We start from the raw sequence: 16723 nt of genomic DNA, 5'->3' as shown, positions 1-16723 counted from the left end.
GATGCGTAAATTTCTGAAGCTTTTCGCATGGCTATTAACGTTCACCGCAATAGTCTGCATCGCCCTCGCTTTGTTCTGGTCTGCGAGTAAATCACCTGAAGCACTGACGCATCTCATGCGCTGGTTCGATAGAACATGGGTTGTATGGCTGATATGGCGGCTAGTGATTTATGCGGTAACTGCTTACTTCACCTATCAATGCTGGCAATTGAAGAAATCAGATCCCGCCTGGCGTCGCATGATTCTGCGCATCTGCAGCATTGGTATGCTCTATATCGTCGTCATGGAATGGGCGCTGTACTCCACAACCGGAGGCCACTGATGAGCACAAACAGCTATCTGGAGTTCTTTCTTACCCTGCTGGGTTGGATCATCAATAACGGCATCTGGAGTCTGCTGATATCCACGGGCCTGTTTGCCGTGCCGCTGATATTCAAGGTGGTGGGGATCTGGCTTAAGGTGCGCGAGGAAGGCGACGACGAGGGGAACAAAGGTAAGCTGTCACTGCCGCGCATCGAGAACGCGCTCTATAGTGCGTTCTTCGTTATGCTGGTTTGCTGCCTGCCTATCATCAATGTCAGCCTCGACAGTATTCAATACGATGAATCCCGGTCCAAGAGCTGCGGCACCTGGACGCCAAAAGCGCCGGATGAAAGCGGCTATTCGACGATTATCAGCAGCATGGACGGGCAAACGGCAGCAGCGCCAATTTGGTGGGTCCTGATGCACAAACTATCCAAAGGCGTCACTCAGGCAGCTGTGGCCACAATTCCCTGCCGTCCGGACTTACGTCAGCTGCGCTTTGAAGTGCAGCATACCCGCATCAGCAATCCGGCGCTCGCCGCCGAGCTGCAGGATTTCACCAACGACTGCTACGCGCTGGCGCTCTACCTATGGAAGCAGCAGGATCAGGGACAAACGAAAGAGGAGGATGCGCTGCGCGATGTTGAGTGGCTGGGCAGCAACACCTTTTTGAACGGCAGCGGTTATTACGATCAACTGCAATCCAAGACGCCACGCGCATCGTTCCCATGGAACGAAAGCCGCGACAGCGGCAGACCGGACACCGGGCGCGGTGGTTATCCAACCTGCCGCGAATGGTGGTCCAGTGCCGATACTGGTCTTGAGGCGCGAGTCGTTGAGCAAGCATCACCTGGCATGTGGTTGCGTATGTCTGCCGCATTGAAAATGATGGGCAAGGACAACGCTGAATATAAAGAAAGCATTGTTCGTCGCCTGGTCAGCCCCGAAAGTTTGACCGTGTCGCAGAATGGCCGCACCTATGCCGGTTATGGTGGCAATGCCGATTTTACGCTGGATAACTCCGCCAGCCGCATTGGCGGAATCGCGGGAATGTCATTGGGAAGTTTGGCTGCGTTCCCGGCATTTGATGCAATGCGCCAGGCATTACCGATGGTGCAGGCATTATTGTTGATGGCGATATATGTGATGCTGCCATTGATATTGGCGTTCGGTAGTTATGAGTTCAAAACCGTTATTACCGTCAGCTTTGTGGTGTTCGCGCTTAATTTCCTGACGTTCTGGTGGGAACTGGCGCGCTGGCTCGACAGTTGGTTAATGGAAGCCCTTTATAGTTCAGACACACATAGCCGCTGGAATGCAGCTGGATTCCAGAATAGCTCTGATGATTTGATCATGAACTTTGTTATGGGGGCGATGTTTATTGTATTACCTACGTTGTGGATGGCGGCATTTTCATGGGCCGGAATAAGGATTGGTGAAATTGCTCGGATGACAGGTGATGGGGCATCTAGTGTGAAAAGTGCAGCTGGTAGTGCTGGAGAAAAAGCAGCTTCTGCTACAACCGCTAGGGTTGGGAAATAGGTAATAATAAAGATTGAAGATTTCGTAGTATTAATTTATATTTTGGTATCAAATTAATTAAAGGGATTTATTTAAATTATGGATGAAAAATTTAGCATCTTAAGAAAAAAGATAAAGAACTCCCAGAGTTTAGTGATGAATGCAATAATTAAGGATCATCAATCTACGATCTGTATTCTCTGTGGGACTAACGAAGATATAACAAAAGAACATGTTTTACCTCAATGGTCATTTGATGGCAATCCCGAAAAATTCCTAGTTAATACTCTCAACAATCAACCAGCGAGCTATATAAAAACAACAGTCCTAGCATGTAAAACTTGCAATTCAGATTTACTAGGGGCATTTGAGGATTATCTAAAAAGACTTTTTTTAGAAAAGGATGGCGATCAGTTTAATACAAAAGATGTAGATTGTGTTATCTGGTGGCTACAATACATAGCCTTTAAACTACAACTGAAAGATTTAAGATCGAATTTTTTACGTTACAAAGGAAAAGATTTCATCCCTTATTTATCAACAATACCTATAGCAATGTTTTGGGGTGACATTGATACCACACCATTCAAGGTTTTCAATATAATAAGAAGGTCAAGGAGAAGTTTGTTCACTAAAAAGAAGCAACAAAAATTTAACTCGTTACTGGTATTTTCAACGAAAAATGAGTCTTTTTATTTTTTCCACAAGGTTGATGAGTTCATATTCATTGAACTACCTCAAGTGAAAAAAGCTTTCTTCTTATTTTTAACTAAAGAATTCTCTGAACATAAAATGGCACATGCAGAATGCATGGAAATCATAAAAAAGGTGTATGAAGACTAACTATAATCAAAGGTGGTGCTACGACCCGGTGGAGCCGTCAGAACCATTTGAGCCATTGGAACCATAGTTGTGTTCACTTTCTGAACGCTCTTCGTTATATGGAATGTAGGAAGAAGAAAATACATTCACGCCACAAATCATAGCCCCAATCACCAAAGAAACAGCAATGGCGAACACTCCTCCAAAAATAATGCACATGAATAATATAATAACTAGTGCTAGCAACAATGATTTAGCTAAATTAGGTTTAATTCTCAATATTTTTCCAAGATTCAGAATAAGAGAATTTAAAGCAGCCATGAACCTTCGAGCTATCTCATGCGTATGACCGTGATGTGATTTTTTGGTTTTATTCATTGAACCTCTCATATCATCATTTCCAGCTAGTCGACCTGAAGAAGGGTTAGTTTTGAGCCTATCAATTTGATTTAAGTTTGACCATTTCTGGCGATATTGCTAGTGTTTTAAGCGTTGCCTTAGTTGTTTACGCAACCAACAAAGCCCTTATGACCTGAAAGGGGCACCTTAGCGGCGGTCATCAGCGAAAGTTTCAGCAGCCTGTGAGAAACGCCATTTGGCGGCTGCATCCGGGATAACCGGCAAAGCTACTCAACCTTTGCAAGTAGCGGGCAAAAGCAACGCCCAAGGTTTCCACCACTTCACTACGGTTCAATCAACTTCATCTCATCGATACCAGCTACAGCGCATGGCCAGTTTGCGTGATCGTTTCCGCCATTTGGAACATTTGGCGACGAACGGACCTCGCAAATACAGGCAGAAGCTGCGCGGCGTCACTTGCGTTGGCGCGTAGCAACAACCAAGTGACGCGCGCAGCGCGTATACGTCAACACCACGTAATACGGCCTTCTGCGATGACGCTTACCGTCTGACCAAGACGTAGTCCGTTATTACAACCATCAACTGCCCCAACATTTTATGAACGTTGGCAACTTATCTGAGGAGGAAATCAACGCGATATCAAGGCGACGTCAGCGAACCTGACGGACGGAGGCGTCCTGAGTAATCAGGAACCGGCATTAGCCGCGATCAGCTCTGAGAGCTGTGGAGACCTCGCAACAACTCAACATTTCGCCGCCCCGATGCACAGATATCCGCTGAGACGCAGGAAGCGCAACCTGAAACCGTGCCGTCGGGGTAGAGATGTTTTGGAGGATGTATGTCGCGTGGAAACAAGCAGTTCAGTAAACAATTGGTGACGTTGGCCAGACAATCTGGCGGCAGTTTTAAAACTGTTGCCGATCGTTCGCGCATAGCAGCACGGCTGGCTGAGCAGATGCTGAAGCTAAACATCCAGATAAGGGACGTGAATCATATTAAAACCCACCACATCGAGAATTACGTGCGTAGCCGCCTGGCGGAAGATATTTCAAAACGCACACTGCAGAACGAGATGGCGGCGCTGCGCGCAATATTGGCCACTGCTGGCAGAACAAAACTGGCTGATCCAAAGCATGAGAAGTTGAGTAACGATGCGCTAAACCTGTCTGGAGCCAGTCGAGCCGGATCAAAGACGGCAATTACGGACGAGCGCTTTCACGAGGCGCTCGCCCTTGTACGCAGTAAAGACGAAGGTGTCGCGTTGGCGATGGAGCTTGCTCGTTATCTCGGCCTAAGAACGGAAGAGGCAGTACAGTCGGCAAAATCGCTAAAGACTTGGCAGCAGGCGCTGGCGCGCGGGGATGAGCGATTGCGTGTAGTGTTCGGTACTAAAGGCGGTAGGCCGAGATATACAACGGTCGTTAGGCGCGAAGAACTGGTGCACAGCTTAAATGCAGCAGTGGCTTATTCATCAGAACATGGCGGTAAGTTGGTTGATAAAGCTGGGCTGAGGAGTGCGATCGATCGCTACCGAAATGTAGCTAAAGATTCTGGACTGTCAGGGAAAGAAGCACCACACAGTTTGAGATATGCGTATTCGCGAGAGGCTACAGAATGGCATGTTAGAAAAGGCCTCAGCAGGAAAGAAGCTGAAGCCATGGTTTCAATGGATTTGGGGCATGGGGATGGTCGAGGTACATATATTGCAAAGGTATATAACAAATAACAATTGCATTTACTATCGTGCTTTACTCCAAAAGTCTGCTTTACTCATGAACTTAGAATGCGACTCATCCAATAATTCTGAAGATTCAAAGTTACTCATCATTTGATATTTTATGATGAACTTTTGAAAGTTAAACCCTCGCGGTGTTAGCGCGCTATAAAACATCAGGAGTAGTTCTTGATTAGATAATTGAGCAGAGATCAATTTCACATAAAAACCCTTATCAATATCCTTCTTGCTTTCGATGAAGTTAAGCATATTGTAAAGCCATCTAAAATAATGACTAAGCTTACCTCCATGGTCATCCCAAAATGATTCAAAGTTAATTATTACATTCTCAATTTTATCTTTTTCATAATCACTTCCATGATTAAATAAATTATACCCGTAATAATTCTTGAATATGCTTGCTAAATGAAAGATTGCTTCTCTACCATAGTAGATTGAGTCAGGGTCTTCCATGTGTGTTTTAGTGAAACCAACATCTTTTGTTATTTCGTTTAAGTGATTTAGCATTTGAAAAAAATTAGTTTCAAAAATTTGCCTATTGTTATTAGCTCTTTGCTCCTTTAGGTTAATTAGCAAACCAATAAACCCCAAAGCTGTAAAAAAAACAAGTGATCACACCAAAACTATCACCAAAAAGCCCAGCCTTTTCCATTGAATAAACGTCAATAGGCCTAGTTTTGTAAAGTATTACTCCTGCATATCCTAATACCACCAACATTAATGATATGTATAAGTAAATTGAACCTCTTTTTTTGAAATGACTTCTCATTTTGCTCTCTTTTAAGTGGTAAACTACAATTGCTGAGATAAATAGGCTTCACGGACCTGAAAAGAAGCGCCAACTGGCGGTCCCGATATCCGCACACCTTTAGAGCGGGTGCCATCCAATATGGTTAAGGTTCTCTCATCACCTCGCCACACGGCACGCATTACCCACCCTAACGGGGATTTACTCCCGTTAGCGGATAAATCCCCTTTTTCACATCTGGAGGATTTACCCATGGGCTATTGCCATTGCTACACCCAACTGAAATCAGTTCCTGACGATCAGTGGTTACTGTTCACCGTACAGCTATCAAACGTGTTTTTGATAATACAAAATCGGCATATTCCCGGCTATAAGCAGCCACTGGTGCTTTGCACAAGTGATGGCCGTTATCCACTACTGCAGCCCGCTGATCTAATAGTACAAAGCGGTATTCGACAACCCGCTATCTCTTTTAACGGCGAAGAGAAGGAAGATCTTGAGTATGAAAGTTTCTTCCTTGGCCAACATTCGTCTGGCAGTGAATTCTGCAAGACATCGTTCAACTGGTCACCAGACCGGCCTTATGACTTCATGGTGAAAGCCACGCTACTACTGGCACATCGATTTTGCATCGGCTGCTATGACATCTCATCGGATGGCACGCTTGCAGAATGGCTTGATGTTCAGGAGTGGCTAACGAAGCACTTAGGTGGCCAGTGGCCAATACCTGAAGCAATCCTCAATAACCCCGAGTAATCACCCTCAATTTCAACCTGCCCAATGGCGTATCACTTCGCCATTACGGGAAGGGATACGCCACGTAAGGAGTATCCCATGCCGACCAAAACCAAATCCCGTAAGTCATCAACCAACAATGTTGATCTCTATCAGCAGGTCACGGACAAAATCGTCGCGTCGATCGAGCGAGGGGTTTTGCCCTGGCTTAAACCGTGGAGAGACAGCAAGCGTTCGGCTGAATCACCGATACCACTCAACGCTGCGACCCGCCGCCACTACAACGGCGTAAACATCATGTTGTTGTGGTTAGCTGCCGAGGAGCAAGGCTTTCAGTCCAACCGCTGGCTGACATGGAAACAGGCGCAAGCTCTAGGTGGCCACGTTCGCAAGGGTGAGAAATCGACCATTGCTGTTTTCTTCAAACCGTTTGAGGTTGAGTCCACTGACAAAGATGGCCAGACACGCAGAAATGCGCAAGGCGATCCGGTTATGGAACAACGCATCATGTTACGCAGCATTCCACTGTTTAACGTGCAGCAATGCGATGAACTGCCTGAATCCGTTACACCAACATCTGTCATAAATCTGGATGGCCAGGATGATGGCGAGCTGGATACTGATACGCATGAGAAGATACTGGAGATGCTTAACGCTTCTGGCGTGCAGGTGACTTCCGTCGAGCAAAATCGCGCGTATTACAATTCTGCTTCTGATCGAATCGTCTTACCGAAAACGTCGCAGTTTTTTACCAGCGCGGATTACTGGTCAACGTTGCTACATGAGCTGGTGCATTCCAGCGGGCATGCTAAGCGTCTAAACCGTGATGGCATCACTTCAACAACGCGTCGGTTTGGCGATCCTGTCTATGCATTTGAGGAGTTGATTGCTGAGTTGGGTAGCGCATTCCTGTGTGCTCACTTAGGTGTGTACGGTGAGGTGCAGCACGATAGCTATATCGATCACTGGTTGACAATATTGAAGTCAGACAAAAAGGCGTTGTTCCGCGCAAGCCGCATGGCGCGTGAAGCATCTGAATACCTTTTGAAGCCGCTCAATGCAGAGGTTGAACAAGACGCCGCCTGAAACCAAAACCATCTCTTCGGGGATGGTTTCTTTTTAATGGGCAATTTAATCACATTTTTCAAAAATGATTTTAGGCTGTGATTACTTGCAGTCCGGAACGATAGTGCCTCCGATCTGGAGGTGAATCATGTTCCCAAAATTACAATACAAGTTAAGACGCGGCACTATTCAGCCGTCAATTCCGGCTAAACGCGAAGGCTACTTCACACCGCAAAACTATCAAACGTTGCTCGGCACACCGGCGCGGCAGATGCAGGTAAAAAAGATCTGGCAGAGTTCCTTGCTGTCACGATCACTGTTCAATTCATTTTGCTTGGAGCCGCTACAAGCGCTGTCAGAACGCTATCAAAATCTGCCCGCTGGACGCTTTCCTGAATGGGGTTACAGCGGCGGTTTACTTGACCTGACGCTGCAAAACATCGTGGTAATGATGCAACTGGCGAAAGGCATGATCCTGCCTGCCAATGCTTTGCTTGAGGACCAATCAGCGCAGAGCAGCCATTGGAATTGCCTGGTGTTTTGGATGGCGCTCTACTGGTATGTTCCGGAATTGCTGAACATTGAGGGCGAACTGGATGATGGCCATAACTGGAATCCGCTATCAATTGCGCCGCAACAACAGTTCCGCTTCCAGCTTAATCACGTTGATTTTGGCTCTGAAGCTGCAGGCGTAACTCGCCTCGCATTTACTGTTGCCATGTTGCCGAAAGAAGCTCTCAAGTGGATTGAAACTCAGCCCGATGCAAGAAATTGCTTTTATTTAGAGTTAGCTGGATTGGAATCGCCGGAAAAACAGATCCACGATTTAATTAACAGAGTTTCAGATCGGCTCAGTCGGAAGCCATCAAATTTAGCAGAAAATACTCACGTCGATGATAAGGAATTACATCTTCGTGCGGTGGACGTTAAAACGCACAAAAACCCGCCACGACCCGAGCTCGATGATGTTTACGAGCAATACTTTAATCAAGGTAATGTGACGTCACAGGCTGGAGCCAGTTTTGACCTCGAAGAACAATTTAAAATCCGTCACCAGGAATGGAGTGTTGGTTCTGATTTAGATGAAAATCAAACCCAAAAAATAGGAATAAATTCAGACAGCGATCACCAAGTTATTGATTTCATGACCTACGGATCTTCCGAAAGTGATCAAATAAACGTCAAAAATACTTATCAAACGCAAAAACCTGATCAAGAATCGGCCCTTGTAACACCTGGGATAATCTCACAAATTTCAAAGAAACAGGTCGGCGAGGCCTTTTGGTACTGGCTGAGTGAGGGTCTCGAAAATGGAACGATAGCATGCAATGAAGCAGATTCACGTGTGCAACTGGTCGCAGGTTTTGTTTTCTTGCTGGTACCGGGCATTTTTTATCGTTATCTGAAACATACCGGCCAGTCTGCAGACGAACGTGAAAACGTTCAGGCAGGGTTTGAAAGACTTAACCGACATCGGCGTAACAACGGCAAGCGCTTCACGTTTGCCACTCTCTACAACAGTGCCGACCGTAACGGCCCTTATAAACGTGTGAAAGGCTATCTGGTCAAATCCACAGTGCTGTTTCAGGCCAATCATGTGCCTGATGATAGCCAGTTTTTAGAGGTTCCCTGACGCTTTTCAGGAAGGTGTAAGGAGGAGAGTTGCTGCTATGGGAGCAGCGGTTATTTTGCTGATTAAAGGAAATGTTATGAGTCAGATAAGCGATACTAGCTGGGAATTTTTACTCGATGAATACTTCTTTGTGAAAGTACTTCGCCCGGATACAGAGTGGAGCTATCGCAAAGTAGTTAATGTTTTCCGTAAATATTACGGTGAGGAAAAGAAGCCGGGCGACATCAGTCGCCGCGACGTTCAGCAATGGCGTCGTCATGTAATTAACGTTGAAAAATCTTCTGCCAACACCTGGAATAATAAAGTGGCACATCTACGCGCGCTGCTTAATTTTGCCATTAAAGCCAACCTCGTTAATCAGATTGAAAACCCTTTCAACGACGTTTCAATGCGAGCCGATAACAAGCGAAAAAAGACGTTATCGCGCCAGCAATTAACCCGTGTTTATTTATTAATGCAGCAGTACGCTGATATGGATCAGAAGATTACAACCATCGAAATGAAGCGTTGTGCGTTGTATCCTGCATGGTATTGGATAACGGTGTTAGATACCCTTCGCTATACCGGCATGCGGGTGAATCAGTTAATGCATTTACGGCTCAAGGACGTAAATCTGGAGGAGAATTGGATCGAGCTGCGTCTTGATGGCAGTAAAACACATCGAGAGTGGCGTGTACCAGTTGTTGCTCCCTTGAAAATTCAATTGGATATTTTAATTCGTTCGGCGATAAAAAATGGTGCTGAGTTAAATGATGCATTATTTGATGTTAATCGTTTCTTGTGCAGTGATCATGAACGAAGTCAATTGCCAGAGATCCCCCTTTTACAACCCATAAAGTCTTTTTTTAGACGATTATCTAAAGAATGTGGTTTTCCTGTTTCACCGCACAGGTTTCGCCATACTTTAGCCACCGAACTGATGAAATCACCAGGCAGAAACCTTCAAATGGTGCGGGGATTACTTGGCCACAGAAGTGTTAGCACGACAATGGAATATATTGATATTAACTTGGACATTGCTGGAAAAACTCTTGAAAAAGAGCTAGGACTTTATACTGATAATAGGCTGACTAAAACTCTTCCACCTTAGTGACACTATTAATTCTTATTGATATATATCATCGGACAAGCCTCGGGCTGTATTTACAAACCCTGGGCTTTTTTTTTATCTTTCTCTCAAAACCCCTTGTGGATTTACCCGATTAATTCTTATTTATTCTTTCTTTCAACTTTTAATTGTCAAGACAAATCCTGGATCGGTTCTAAGACTATTCCTGCAAAAATCCGCGCCATAAACGACAGTATCGGCCGGAACTACACAACTTCCTCCCAGCTGTCGTCACTGGTACCCCATGCGGGCCTTCACTGACTTCAGGAATTATCGTAATGAATAAGAGAACCCATCCCGTCGCTAGCCGCTGGGCTCGTCGACTTGTCATGACTCAAATTGCCGTACAAATCGGTATGGCACTGACTCCTTTTTATGTCACCACGGTGCAGGCAGCATCCTATCCTGAAGCAGATGATGCTGCAGCGCGGACTGACGCCTTACCACAGGCGAGCCATCCCGGAGCTTTTGAAGGCTTCGTGAGCCAGCAAGCGAGTGCTGCGGCGACTCAGGAAGTGCAGGCTTGGATGTCACAGTTCGGAACAGCGCGTGTTGAGCTCGGTACTGACCGCCATCTGAAACCACAGAGTGGCTCGGCGGATGTGCTCATTCCTATTAGCAAAAGCGAATCACGCATTTTGTTCACACAGAATGGCATACGTAGTAAAGACGGTCAGATGACGGCAAACCTGGGTGTTGGGCAGCGACACTTCACCGGCGAGTGGATGCTGGGTTACAACGCTTTTTATGACCACAACCTAAGCGAGGGTCATAAACGCTTGGGCTTGGGCGCAGAAGCATGGCGCGATAACCTGAAGTTTTCGGCTAACGGCTACGCTCGCCTGTCAGGCTGGAAGCGTTCTTCACTTGAGGACTATGATGCACGTGCAGCAAATGGATTTGACGTACGCGCCGAGGCCTGGCTACCAACTTTACCTTCTGTGGGCGGGCGCTTGATGTATGAAAAATATTATGGCGACGAAGTAGCGCTGTTCGGTAAAGAGAAACGTCAGAAGGATGCCGACGCGGTAACTGCGGGTGTGAGTTACACGCCGGTGCCGCTGGTAAGCTTTAGCGCGGATCATAAAGCGGGTGGCAGTCAGTCAGAAACTGCTTTTGGTCTTCAACTGAGCTGGAAACTGGGCGAGCCGTTGGCTAAACAACTCGATGCCAGCGCTGTTGCTGCTTCACGCACCCTGTCAGGTAGCGGTTTAGACTTGGTAGAGCGTAATAACAACATCGTGCTGGAGTATCGCAAGCAAGAGTTAATTCGCCTGACACTACCGAAGGAAATCAGTGGAGTAAGTGGCGGTATAGTTCCAGTTAGTTACGGGCTGAACAGCAAGTATGGTTTATCGCGTATTGTTTGGAACGATGCAGCACTGAAAGCGGCTGGCGGTAAGGTGCAAGACATGGGCGGCGGTAAATATCAAATAGTACTTCCGAAGTATGTTGCGAATAGCGCAAACAACTGGCCATTGAGCGCAGTGGCTTACGATACGCGTAACAATGCTTCTGGTGTGGCTTCCACTGTAGTAAATGTTAGCCGCCCAGCGGTGAGCTTGGATAAAAGTGATATTGCAGCAACTCCGGCAACCATTCTTGCAAATGGAAGTGATAATTCAGAGCTGCGTATTACATTACGCGATGCGGACGGCCAACCGATTACAGGAATGTCCGGTGCTCTGACTGCAACGCTGCAAGAGACACAATCATTAAGTAAAAAAAGCCGCGTAGCGCAAGCGCCGGTTAAGGCAGCGACACTAAGTTCAGCTCGCGAACAGAGCAACGGTATTTATTTGATGACGCTAACTGCCGGTACACGTCCTGGTAGCGTGAGTATCACCCCATCAATAGATGGCGCAGCCCTCAAGGCAGTGACTGTGGCTCAAGTAAGCGACACGGCAACAGCGGTAGTTTCAGACGGCGATCTGACGATGACGGCGGACAGTGCGGCGGCAAATGGTGTTGCGTTAAACCGTGCACAAGCGAAGGTGACAGACTCGACCGGTAATTCAGTAGCAGGCGTAGCAGTGACTTTCAGCCTAAGCGGCTCAGCTCAGGCGCAAGGCAACATAACAGTTGTCAGTGATGATAAGGGGCTAGCGGCTTTATCTTTCAGCGATGTAGTGGCAGAAGCAGTGACAGTTACGGCGGCAACAGCGAATGGTGGCAGTGCTAAGACTCAGGCGCACTTCGTAGCGGACGGCAGCACTGCGGGACTTGATAAAAACGATTTAACTGTAGACCGTGTAAGCGTACTGGCAGATGGTAAAGAAGCAGCTACCTTCCGTGCCCTGGTTAAAGATGCAAAAGGTAACCCAGTTGCAGGACTGGACGTGAAGTGGAGTTCAAACGCGGGCAACCTAAGTGGGTCGACGAGTAAAACCGACGCAAATGGTTATGCACAGGTGAGCCTGAGAAGTACGCAGGCAGGTAACGTGCAAGTTGCGGCCAGCATTAATAATAGTGGCGTAGTGAACGCGCCAGTAGTGAACTTTAGTGCGGATGCTGGGAGCGCAGTTATTGGCAGCGGTGATTTAACCGCTGACAAAACAACAGCTTTAGCGAATGGTAGTGAGCTGGTGACGTATACAGCATTGGTGAAGGATGCTAACGGCAATGTGTTAGATGGCCAAACGGTAAACTGGACTACAACGCTGGGTGGTCTGAGTAATGGTAGTAGCGTCACTGATTCAAATGGTAAAGCAACTATTACTCTTAGTAGCACAGCAGCAGGCGTGGCTCAGGTTACAGCAGCAGTAGGTAGTTCAGCAGCAGCCAGCGCACCACAAGTGCAGTTTACGGCGGACGGGAGCACAGCGGTTATTGGTTCTGGCGATCTGACAGTAAATAAAACTGCCATCACAGCCAACGGAAGTGATGCCGCCACCTATACGGCGATTGTTAAGGATGCGAATGGCAATCTAGTGGCGGGTCAGACGGTAAATTGGATCACGGACTTAGGTAACTTGAGCGGTGCAACTAGCGTAACGGACCAGAATGGTGTGGCGAAAATTGCCCTGACAGGTGCGGTAGCGGGCGTCGCCCAAGTAAAAGCTTCAGTCAATGGTGGTTCCGTCAATGCCCCTACTGTGCAGCTTAAGCCTGATGAGGCAACGGCAGTAATTGGTGCTGGCGACTTAACAGCAAATAAGACAGTAGCAGTAGCGAATGGTACGGAGCAGGTAACCTACACAGCACTGGTTCAAGATGCTAATGGCAACGTTGTGGTGGGTCTGAATGTAAGCTGGAGTAGCAACCTTGGTGACCTTGCAGGATCTACAAGTGTGACGGACGCTAATGGTAAAGCAACAATGACACTGAGCAGTTTGGTGGCTGGTAACGCAGTATTGGCAGCACGTCCTGGAAGTGGCAGCAGTGTAAATGCACCAGCAGTAAGCTTTACTGCTGACGGTGGCACGGCAAGCATTGGTGCCGGTGATCTTAATGTTGATAAGACAACTGTGGTTGCGAACAACGTTGATAAGGCGACTTACACTGCACTAGTTAAAGATGCAAATGGCAATCCGCTGGTGAACTATCAGGTCAACTGGAGTACCGATCGCGGAAACCTGAGTGGAAGCAGCAGTATGACAGACTCGAGTGGTAAAGCAGTTATCACTCTCAGTGGAACACAATCGGGCACTGCATCTGTTACAGCAAACGTGAACGGGAACGGAACGAATGCGGCAGTAGTAAACTTAGTCGGTGATGCAACAACAGCGAAAGTAGCGACCGTTGCCAGCAATAAAGCGATTATTACGGCCAACGGTAGTGAAGATGCTAGCTTGACTGCGACAGTAACAGATGCAAACGGTAATAAACTTTCGGGAGTGAGCGTTAGCTGGAGCACCTCTTTAGGCAACCTAAGCGCCAGTGCTTCAGATACTGACGTAAACGGAAATGCAGTAATCGGTCTAAACGGCGTGATAACCAGTCGTTCAAATGGAGTAGCAAATGTCATTGCCGCCATCAACGGTAGCTCTGGCAATAAGAACGTAACTTTAAGAACAGTATTCCAGGTTGGTGGCAAGTTCTATTGGACGCAAAATGTGAACTACCCCCAGAGTACAGAATCGGGTGCAAATGCAGCATGTTTGGCTCATGGTGGTGGTCGTGTAATTAACCGCAGTGACGTGAGTAACTTTATTAGTAATGGCGGAGACTTTGCACAACGCAGCACATCTGGTGAATATGCCAATACTTATTATTATGTTGGCGGTGAATGGACAGTGAACAGCGTAGATTTACATTCAGAATATGCTGGCTTGGGTGACTTCCACCCCGTCGCAGGATATCCACCGAATGCATACGTCTGTATCAAGTAATAAAATTTAACAAGAGAGAAAAAGCATTAGGTTGATTTCCACTTTAATAATAAGCCGTGCGATATTAACGCACGGCTTTATTATTATGGATAACTAAGTAAAGCAATGAATCATGGCATCGTGAAATAGTACGATAAACATACTTACATGATAGCGTTCATCTATTAGCTAGTAGGATCATCCGCGCTAAGCAACTCAAGGCTACGTTCGGTTCCATTAACTCTTAACTTAAGGAAATGACGTCGCTTCCATTTTCCTGGTTCATATTCAACATCTTTAAAAAAGTATGGGCCTTGCACCAGAAGTTCTTTGTTATCGTTATAGCCAAAACCAACATCTTTATTGCCATTCCAATGTTGTTCAAACGCCACTACTTTTTCGGCATCCAAAGTTTTGCTTTCATCTGCACTACATGCGGTATAGCTTTTACGGAAGATAAAACACAGTCCAGCTTGATAGCGATCTTTCCCGTTAGTTTCAACCAAAGCTATTGAAAAACCCGTATATGCAGCAATTTTCACATACAGCTTAGTTCTGGCTCCATTGCCTGAAATATGAACTTTCACCACAGGGCATGATCCTTCACCATGCCAGCTACCAATAGAGTCTGCACCATCGCGAGCCTGCAAATAGATATTGGCTACACCTTCAGGTGTACGATTACTGAATCCTGTTTGGGTTTCCCCTTGAGAAAGATATTGAGCCGTGCCAACCACACGAACATGAATTTGTGACGTAGCGTCGGAGAAGTTGAATTCGCCAACATAGAACCATTGATCGTCAGCTTTGCGGTTATCCATATGGTGCTGAGAAGTAATGACATCGTAGTTGAGTGAGCCTTGAATGACTGCACCCCAGTCAGATAATTCCAATACTCCACGGTCACCTTCAGCCAATAAAGCCCAAGGCTCAATTCCTTCCGTACTGTAATCAAAACCTGCACTCTGGTTATGAATGCTTTTTTGAATGATTGTTGCTCGACAATAACCTAGTTTAAGTGGTTTTTGCGTCGACTCAATAGCTAAGCCTTCAATTACCCACTGGCCATTGGTAAGGTCGCCCGCATAGTCTGAATGCTCGATCCATCCATTACGAATGAAAGATTGTGTGCAGCGCGGTAAATCTAGCACTGGCTTAGTATATCCAAACTGTAAGTTGAAATTAGACAGCTCAATGGCTGTACTGTGATCCCATGCGCCAGCTTCACGATCAGACCATCGTGCGTAAATAATACTATCCTGACAGCATCGAGCATAAAACTGGTCGATTTTACAATCCAGCGTATCGACAAGGTCTAGAGCGCGACCTCCCAAATAGCGAAATTCCATACTGCTGACACGAAGGAATTGGCCGCCTTCAATAATATTCGAATAAAAACCTATATTATTTACAGCAGTTCCACCATCGCCATTACCATACATAGTACCATCAGGATTAAAGCTTTTTCCTTTTACTACAAAGCCAGATATTTCTGCATAGCGAGCATTAACCAAGAAGAAATGCTGGCCGCGTGGTTTGGTTTCCCAATTAAATACTAAGGTAGTAGTAGGGAAATAGCCAAAGTTTACCGAGGCACCAGTAACTTTAAAACGCAGTATTTCTTTATTTGAAATGTCAAAAGTCGACATGCTAAATTCACCCGCAGTGAAGCGAATTCCTGCAGAGGGAAGCACTCTCTGTGACCATGTGAACATACGTTTTACAGCTTCAATACAATCGGTTTTGCCATCGGCCACTGCGCCAAAATCTACCACTGTTGCTGCATTGTAATCGAAGAGTACTCGTTTCCAGCGCTTTTTACCGGGGGTAACAAAGTTCAGCCCACCGTCGTCTTCTGTAGTAGTGTCTGTTGCATCATAAACAAACACGCCACCACCCATCTTTGTGTCACGTGTATATTCAAGTACAGAGGCAACTTCACCTGCAGCTGTTGGTTCTGTGGCTCTAAGCTCCGCAATATCACGTAACTGTATAACACTGGCTGCGGTTTTCACCACTGAATTTTGTAGTGTGCTACTAGAATTGCTAGGCGCATTGGCCATGGATAACCTCATCAAAAGATTAGAAAGTAACTGGCCATTAGGATTATATGCGATTAAAAATTAATATATTGAACTGTGCCACTTACAATGTAGTAAAAAGCTCTTCATGAAATGGGAGGTTCAATATAATCATCTGAATTAAAACAACTAAAAAACAAGGCTAGTTAAAATTTACAGAAATAACTCAGGTGAATTGTTACTATTAATGGAGTTGATTTAGAGGGGGATGTTGGCAAAGATGAACTTAGTATTATAAAAAATAATCAATGGTATAAGAATAAATCAGATCCCCTCAAGTAATTTCAAGGGTGGGGAATTCT

At 46.1% G+C, this 16723-nt stretch carries 12 protein-coding genes; 9 read left to right on the top strand and 3 right to left on the bottom strand.

Features of this window, described 5'->3' with window-relative positions; translation table 11 throughout:
• Position 1: 1 nt before the first annotated feature.
• The 3 genes from KVT28_RS16245 (at position 2) to KVT28_RS16235 (ending at position 2667) form a co-directional block, all read left to right on the top strand.
• The gene (locus KVT28_RS16245) at positions 2-322 is read left to right on the top strand and encodes a hypothetical protein (RefSeq protein ID WP_217549293.1); all 321 of its coding nucleotides are present in this window, start codon (positions 2-4) and stop codon (positions 320-322) included.
• Positions 322-1845 carry a conjugal transfer protein TraG N-terminal domain-containing protein gene (locus KVT28_RS16240; RefSeq protein WP_217549291.1) on the top strand — a complete coding sequence of 508 codons (1524 nt, stop codon included), beginning with the start codon at positions 322-324 and terminating at the stop codon, positions 1843-1845. Before KVT28_RS16245 ends, KVT28_RS16240 begins: the two co-directional genes overlap by 1 nt.
• A 78-nt stretch (positions 1846-1923) precedes the next feature.
• Positions 1924-2667, top strand: a complete 744-nt coding sequence (locus KVT28_RS16235) for an HNH endonuclease (protein WP_217549289.1) — start codon at positions 1924-1926, stop codon at positions 2665-2667.
• An 18-nt stretch (positions 2668-2685) separates the two neighbouring features.
• On the opposite strand, the gene KVT28_RS16230 is transcribed toward KVT28_RS16235, so the two are convergent.
• On the bottom strand, positions 2686-3024 hold the full coding sequence (locus KVT28_RS16230) for a hypothetical protein (protein WP_217549287.1): 339 nt from the start codon (positions 3022-3024) through the stop codon (positions 2686-2688).
• Between the two features lie 820 nt (positions 3025-3844).
• Here KVT28_RS16230 and KVT28_RS16225 point away from each other — a divergent pair.
• Positions 3845-4732 carry an integrase domain-containing protein gene (locus tag KVT28_RS16225; protein ID WP_217549285.1) on the top strand — a complete coding sequence of 296 codons (888 nt, stop codon included), beginning with the start codon at positions 3845-3847 and terminating at the stop codon, positions 4730-4732.
• A gap of 12 nt (positions 4733-4744) precedes the next feature.
• Here KVT28_RS16225 and KVT28_RS16220 read toward each other — a convergent pair whose 3' ends face one another.
• Positions 4745-5317 (bottom strand): putative phage abortive infection protein, encoded by a 573-nt coding sequence (locus KVT28_RS16220; protein WP_217549283.1) that lies wholly within the window; start codon positions 5315-5317, stop codon positions 4745-4747.
• Between the two features lie 313 nt (positions 5318-5630).
• Here KVT28_RS16220 and KVT28_RS16215 point away from each other — a divergent pair, with 313 nt between their 5' ends.
• The 5 genes from KVT28_RS16215 (at position 5631) to KVT28_RS16195 (ending at position 14361) form a co-directional block, all read left to right on the top strand.
• Positions 5631-6245: a hypothetical protein gene (locus KVT28_RS16215; RefSeq protein ID WP_217549281.1), complete on the top strand. Its 615-nt coding sequence runs from the start codon at positions 5631-5633 to the stop codon at positions 6243-6245.
• 78 nt (positions 6246-6323) lie between these two features.
• A complete protein-coding gene (locus KVT28_RS16210) occupies positions 6324-7310 on the top strand; it encodes an ArdC family protein (RefSeq protein ID WP_217549279.1) in 987 nt (328 codons plus the stop codon).
• 127 nt (positions 7311-7437) lie between these two features.
• Positions 7438-8922 carry a TraI domain-containing protein gene (locus KVT28_RS16205; RefSeq protein ID WP_217549277.1) on the top strand — a complete coding sequence of 495 codons (1485 nt, stop codon included), beginning with the start codon at positions 7438-7440 and terminating at the stop codon, positions 8920-8922.
• Positions 8923-8998: 76 nt separating this feature from the next.
• Entirely contained in the window at positions 8999-10012 is a 1014-nt protein-coding gene (locus KVT28_RS16200) for a site-specific integrase (protein ID WP_217549337.1), read from the top strand.
• Positions 10013-10308: 296 nt separating this feature from the next.
• A complete protein-coding gene (locus KVT28_RS16195) occupies positions 10309-14361 on the top strand; it encodes an Ig-like domain-containing protein (protein WP_217549275.1) in 4053 nt (1350 codons plus the stop codon).
• 164 nt (positions 14362-14525) lie between these two features.
• Here KVT28_RS16195 and KVT28_RS16190 read toward each other — a convergent pair whose 3' ends face one another.
• On the bottom strand, positions 14526-16403 hold the full coding sequence (locus KVT28_RS16190; RefSeq protein ID WP_217549273.1) for a hypothetical protein: 1878 nt from the start codon (positions 16401-16403) through the stop codon (positions 14526-14528).
• Positions 16404-16723: the final 320 nt, after the last annotated feature.

Source organism: Pantoea sp. GbtcB22 (assembly GCF_019091025.1).
GTDB lineage: Bacteria > Pseudomonadota > Gammaproteobacteria > Enterobacterales > Enterobacteriaceae > Pantoea > Pantoea leporis.
The sequence above is the reverse complement of the archived record's forward strand: the minus strand, read 5'-3'. Positions and strand labels throughout refer to the sequence as shown.

Coding starts and splice junctions, on each gene's coding strand:
- KVT28_RS16195 (WP_217549275.1), top strand. CDS start 10,309: ATGAATAAGAGAACCCATCCCGTCGCTAGCCGCTGGGCTCGTCGACTT.
- KVT28_RS16240 (WP_217549291.1), top strand. CDS start 322: ATGAGCACAAACAGCTATCTGGAGTTCTTTCTTACCCTGCTGGGTTGG.
- KVT28_RS16230 (WP_217549287.1), bottom strand. CDS start 3,024: ATGAATAAAACCAAAAAATCACATCACGGTCATACGCATGAGATAGCT.
- KVT28_RS16235 (WP_217549289.1), top strand. CDS start 1,924: ATGGATGAAAAATTTAGCATCTTAAGAAAAAAGATAAAGAACTCCCAG.
- KVT28_RS16205 (WP_217549277.1), top strand. CDS start 7,438: ATGTTCCCAAAATTACAATACAAGTTAAGACGCGGCACTATTCAGCCG.
- KVT28_RS16225 (WP_217549285.1), top strand. CDS start 3,845: ATGTCGCGTGGAAACAAGCAGTTCAGTAAACAATTGGTGACGTTGGCC.
- KVT28_RS16190 (WP_217549273.1), bottom strand. CDS start 16,403: ATGGCCAATGCGCCTAGCAATTCTAGTAGCACACTACAAAATTCAGTG.
- KVT28_RS16210 (WP_217549279.1), top strand. CDS start 6,324: ATGCCGACCAAAACCAAATCCCGTAAGTCATCAACCAACAATGTTGAT.
- KVT28_RS16215 (WP_217549281.1), top strand. CDS start 5,631: ATGGTTAAGGTTCTCTCATCACCTCGCCACACGGCACGCATTACCCAC.
- KVT28_RS16200 (WP_217549337.1), top strand. CDS start 8,999: ATGAGTCAGATAAGCGATACTAGCTGGGAATTTTTACTCGATGAATAC.
- KVT28_RS16245 (WP_217549293.1), top strand. CDS start 2: ATGCGTAAATTTCTGAAGCTTTTCGCATGGCTATTAACGTTCACCGCA.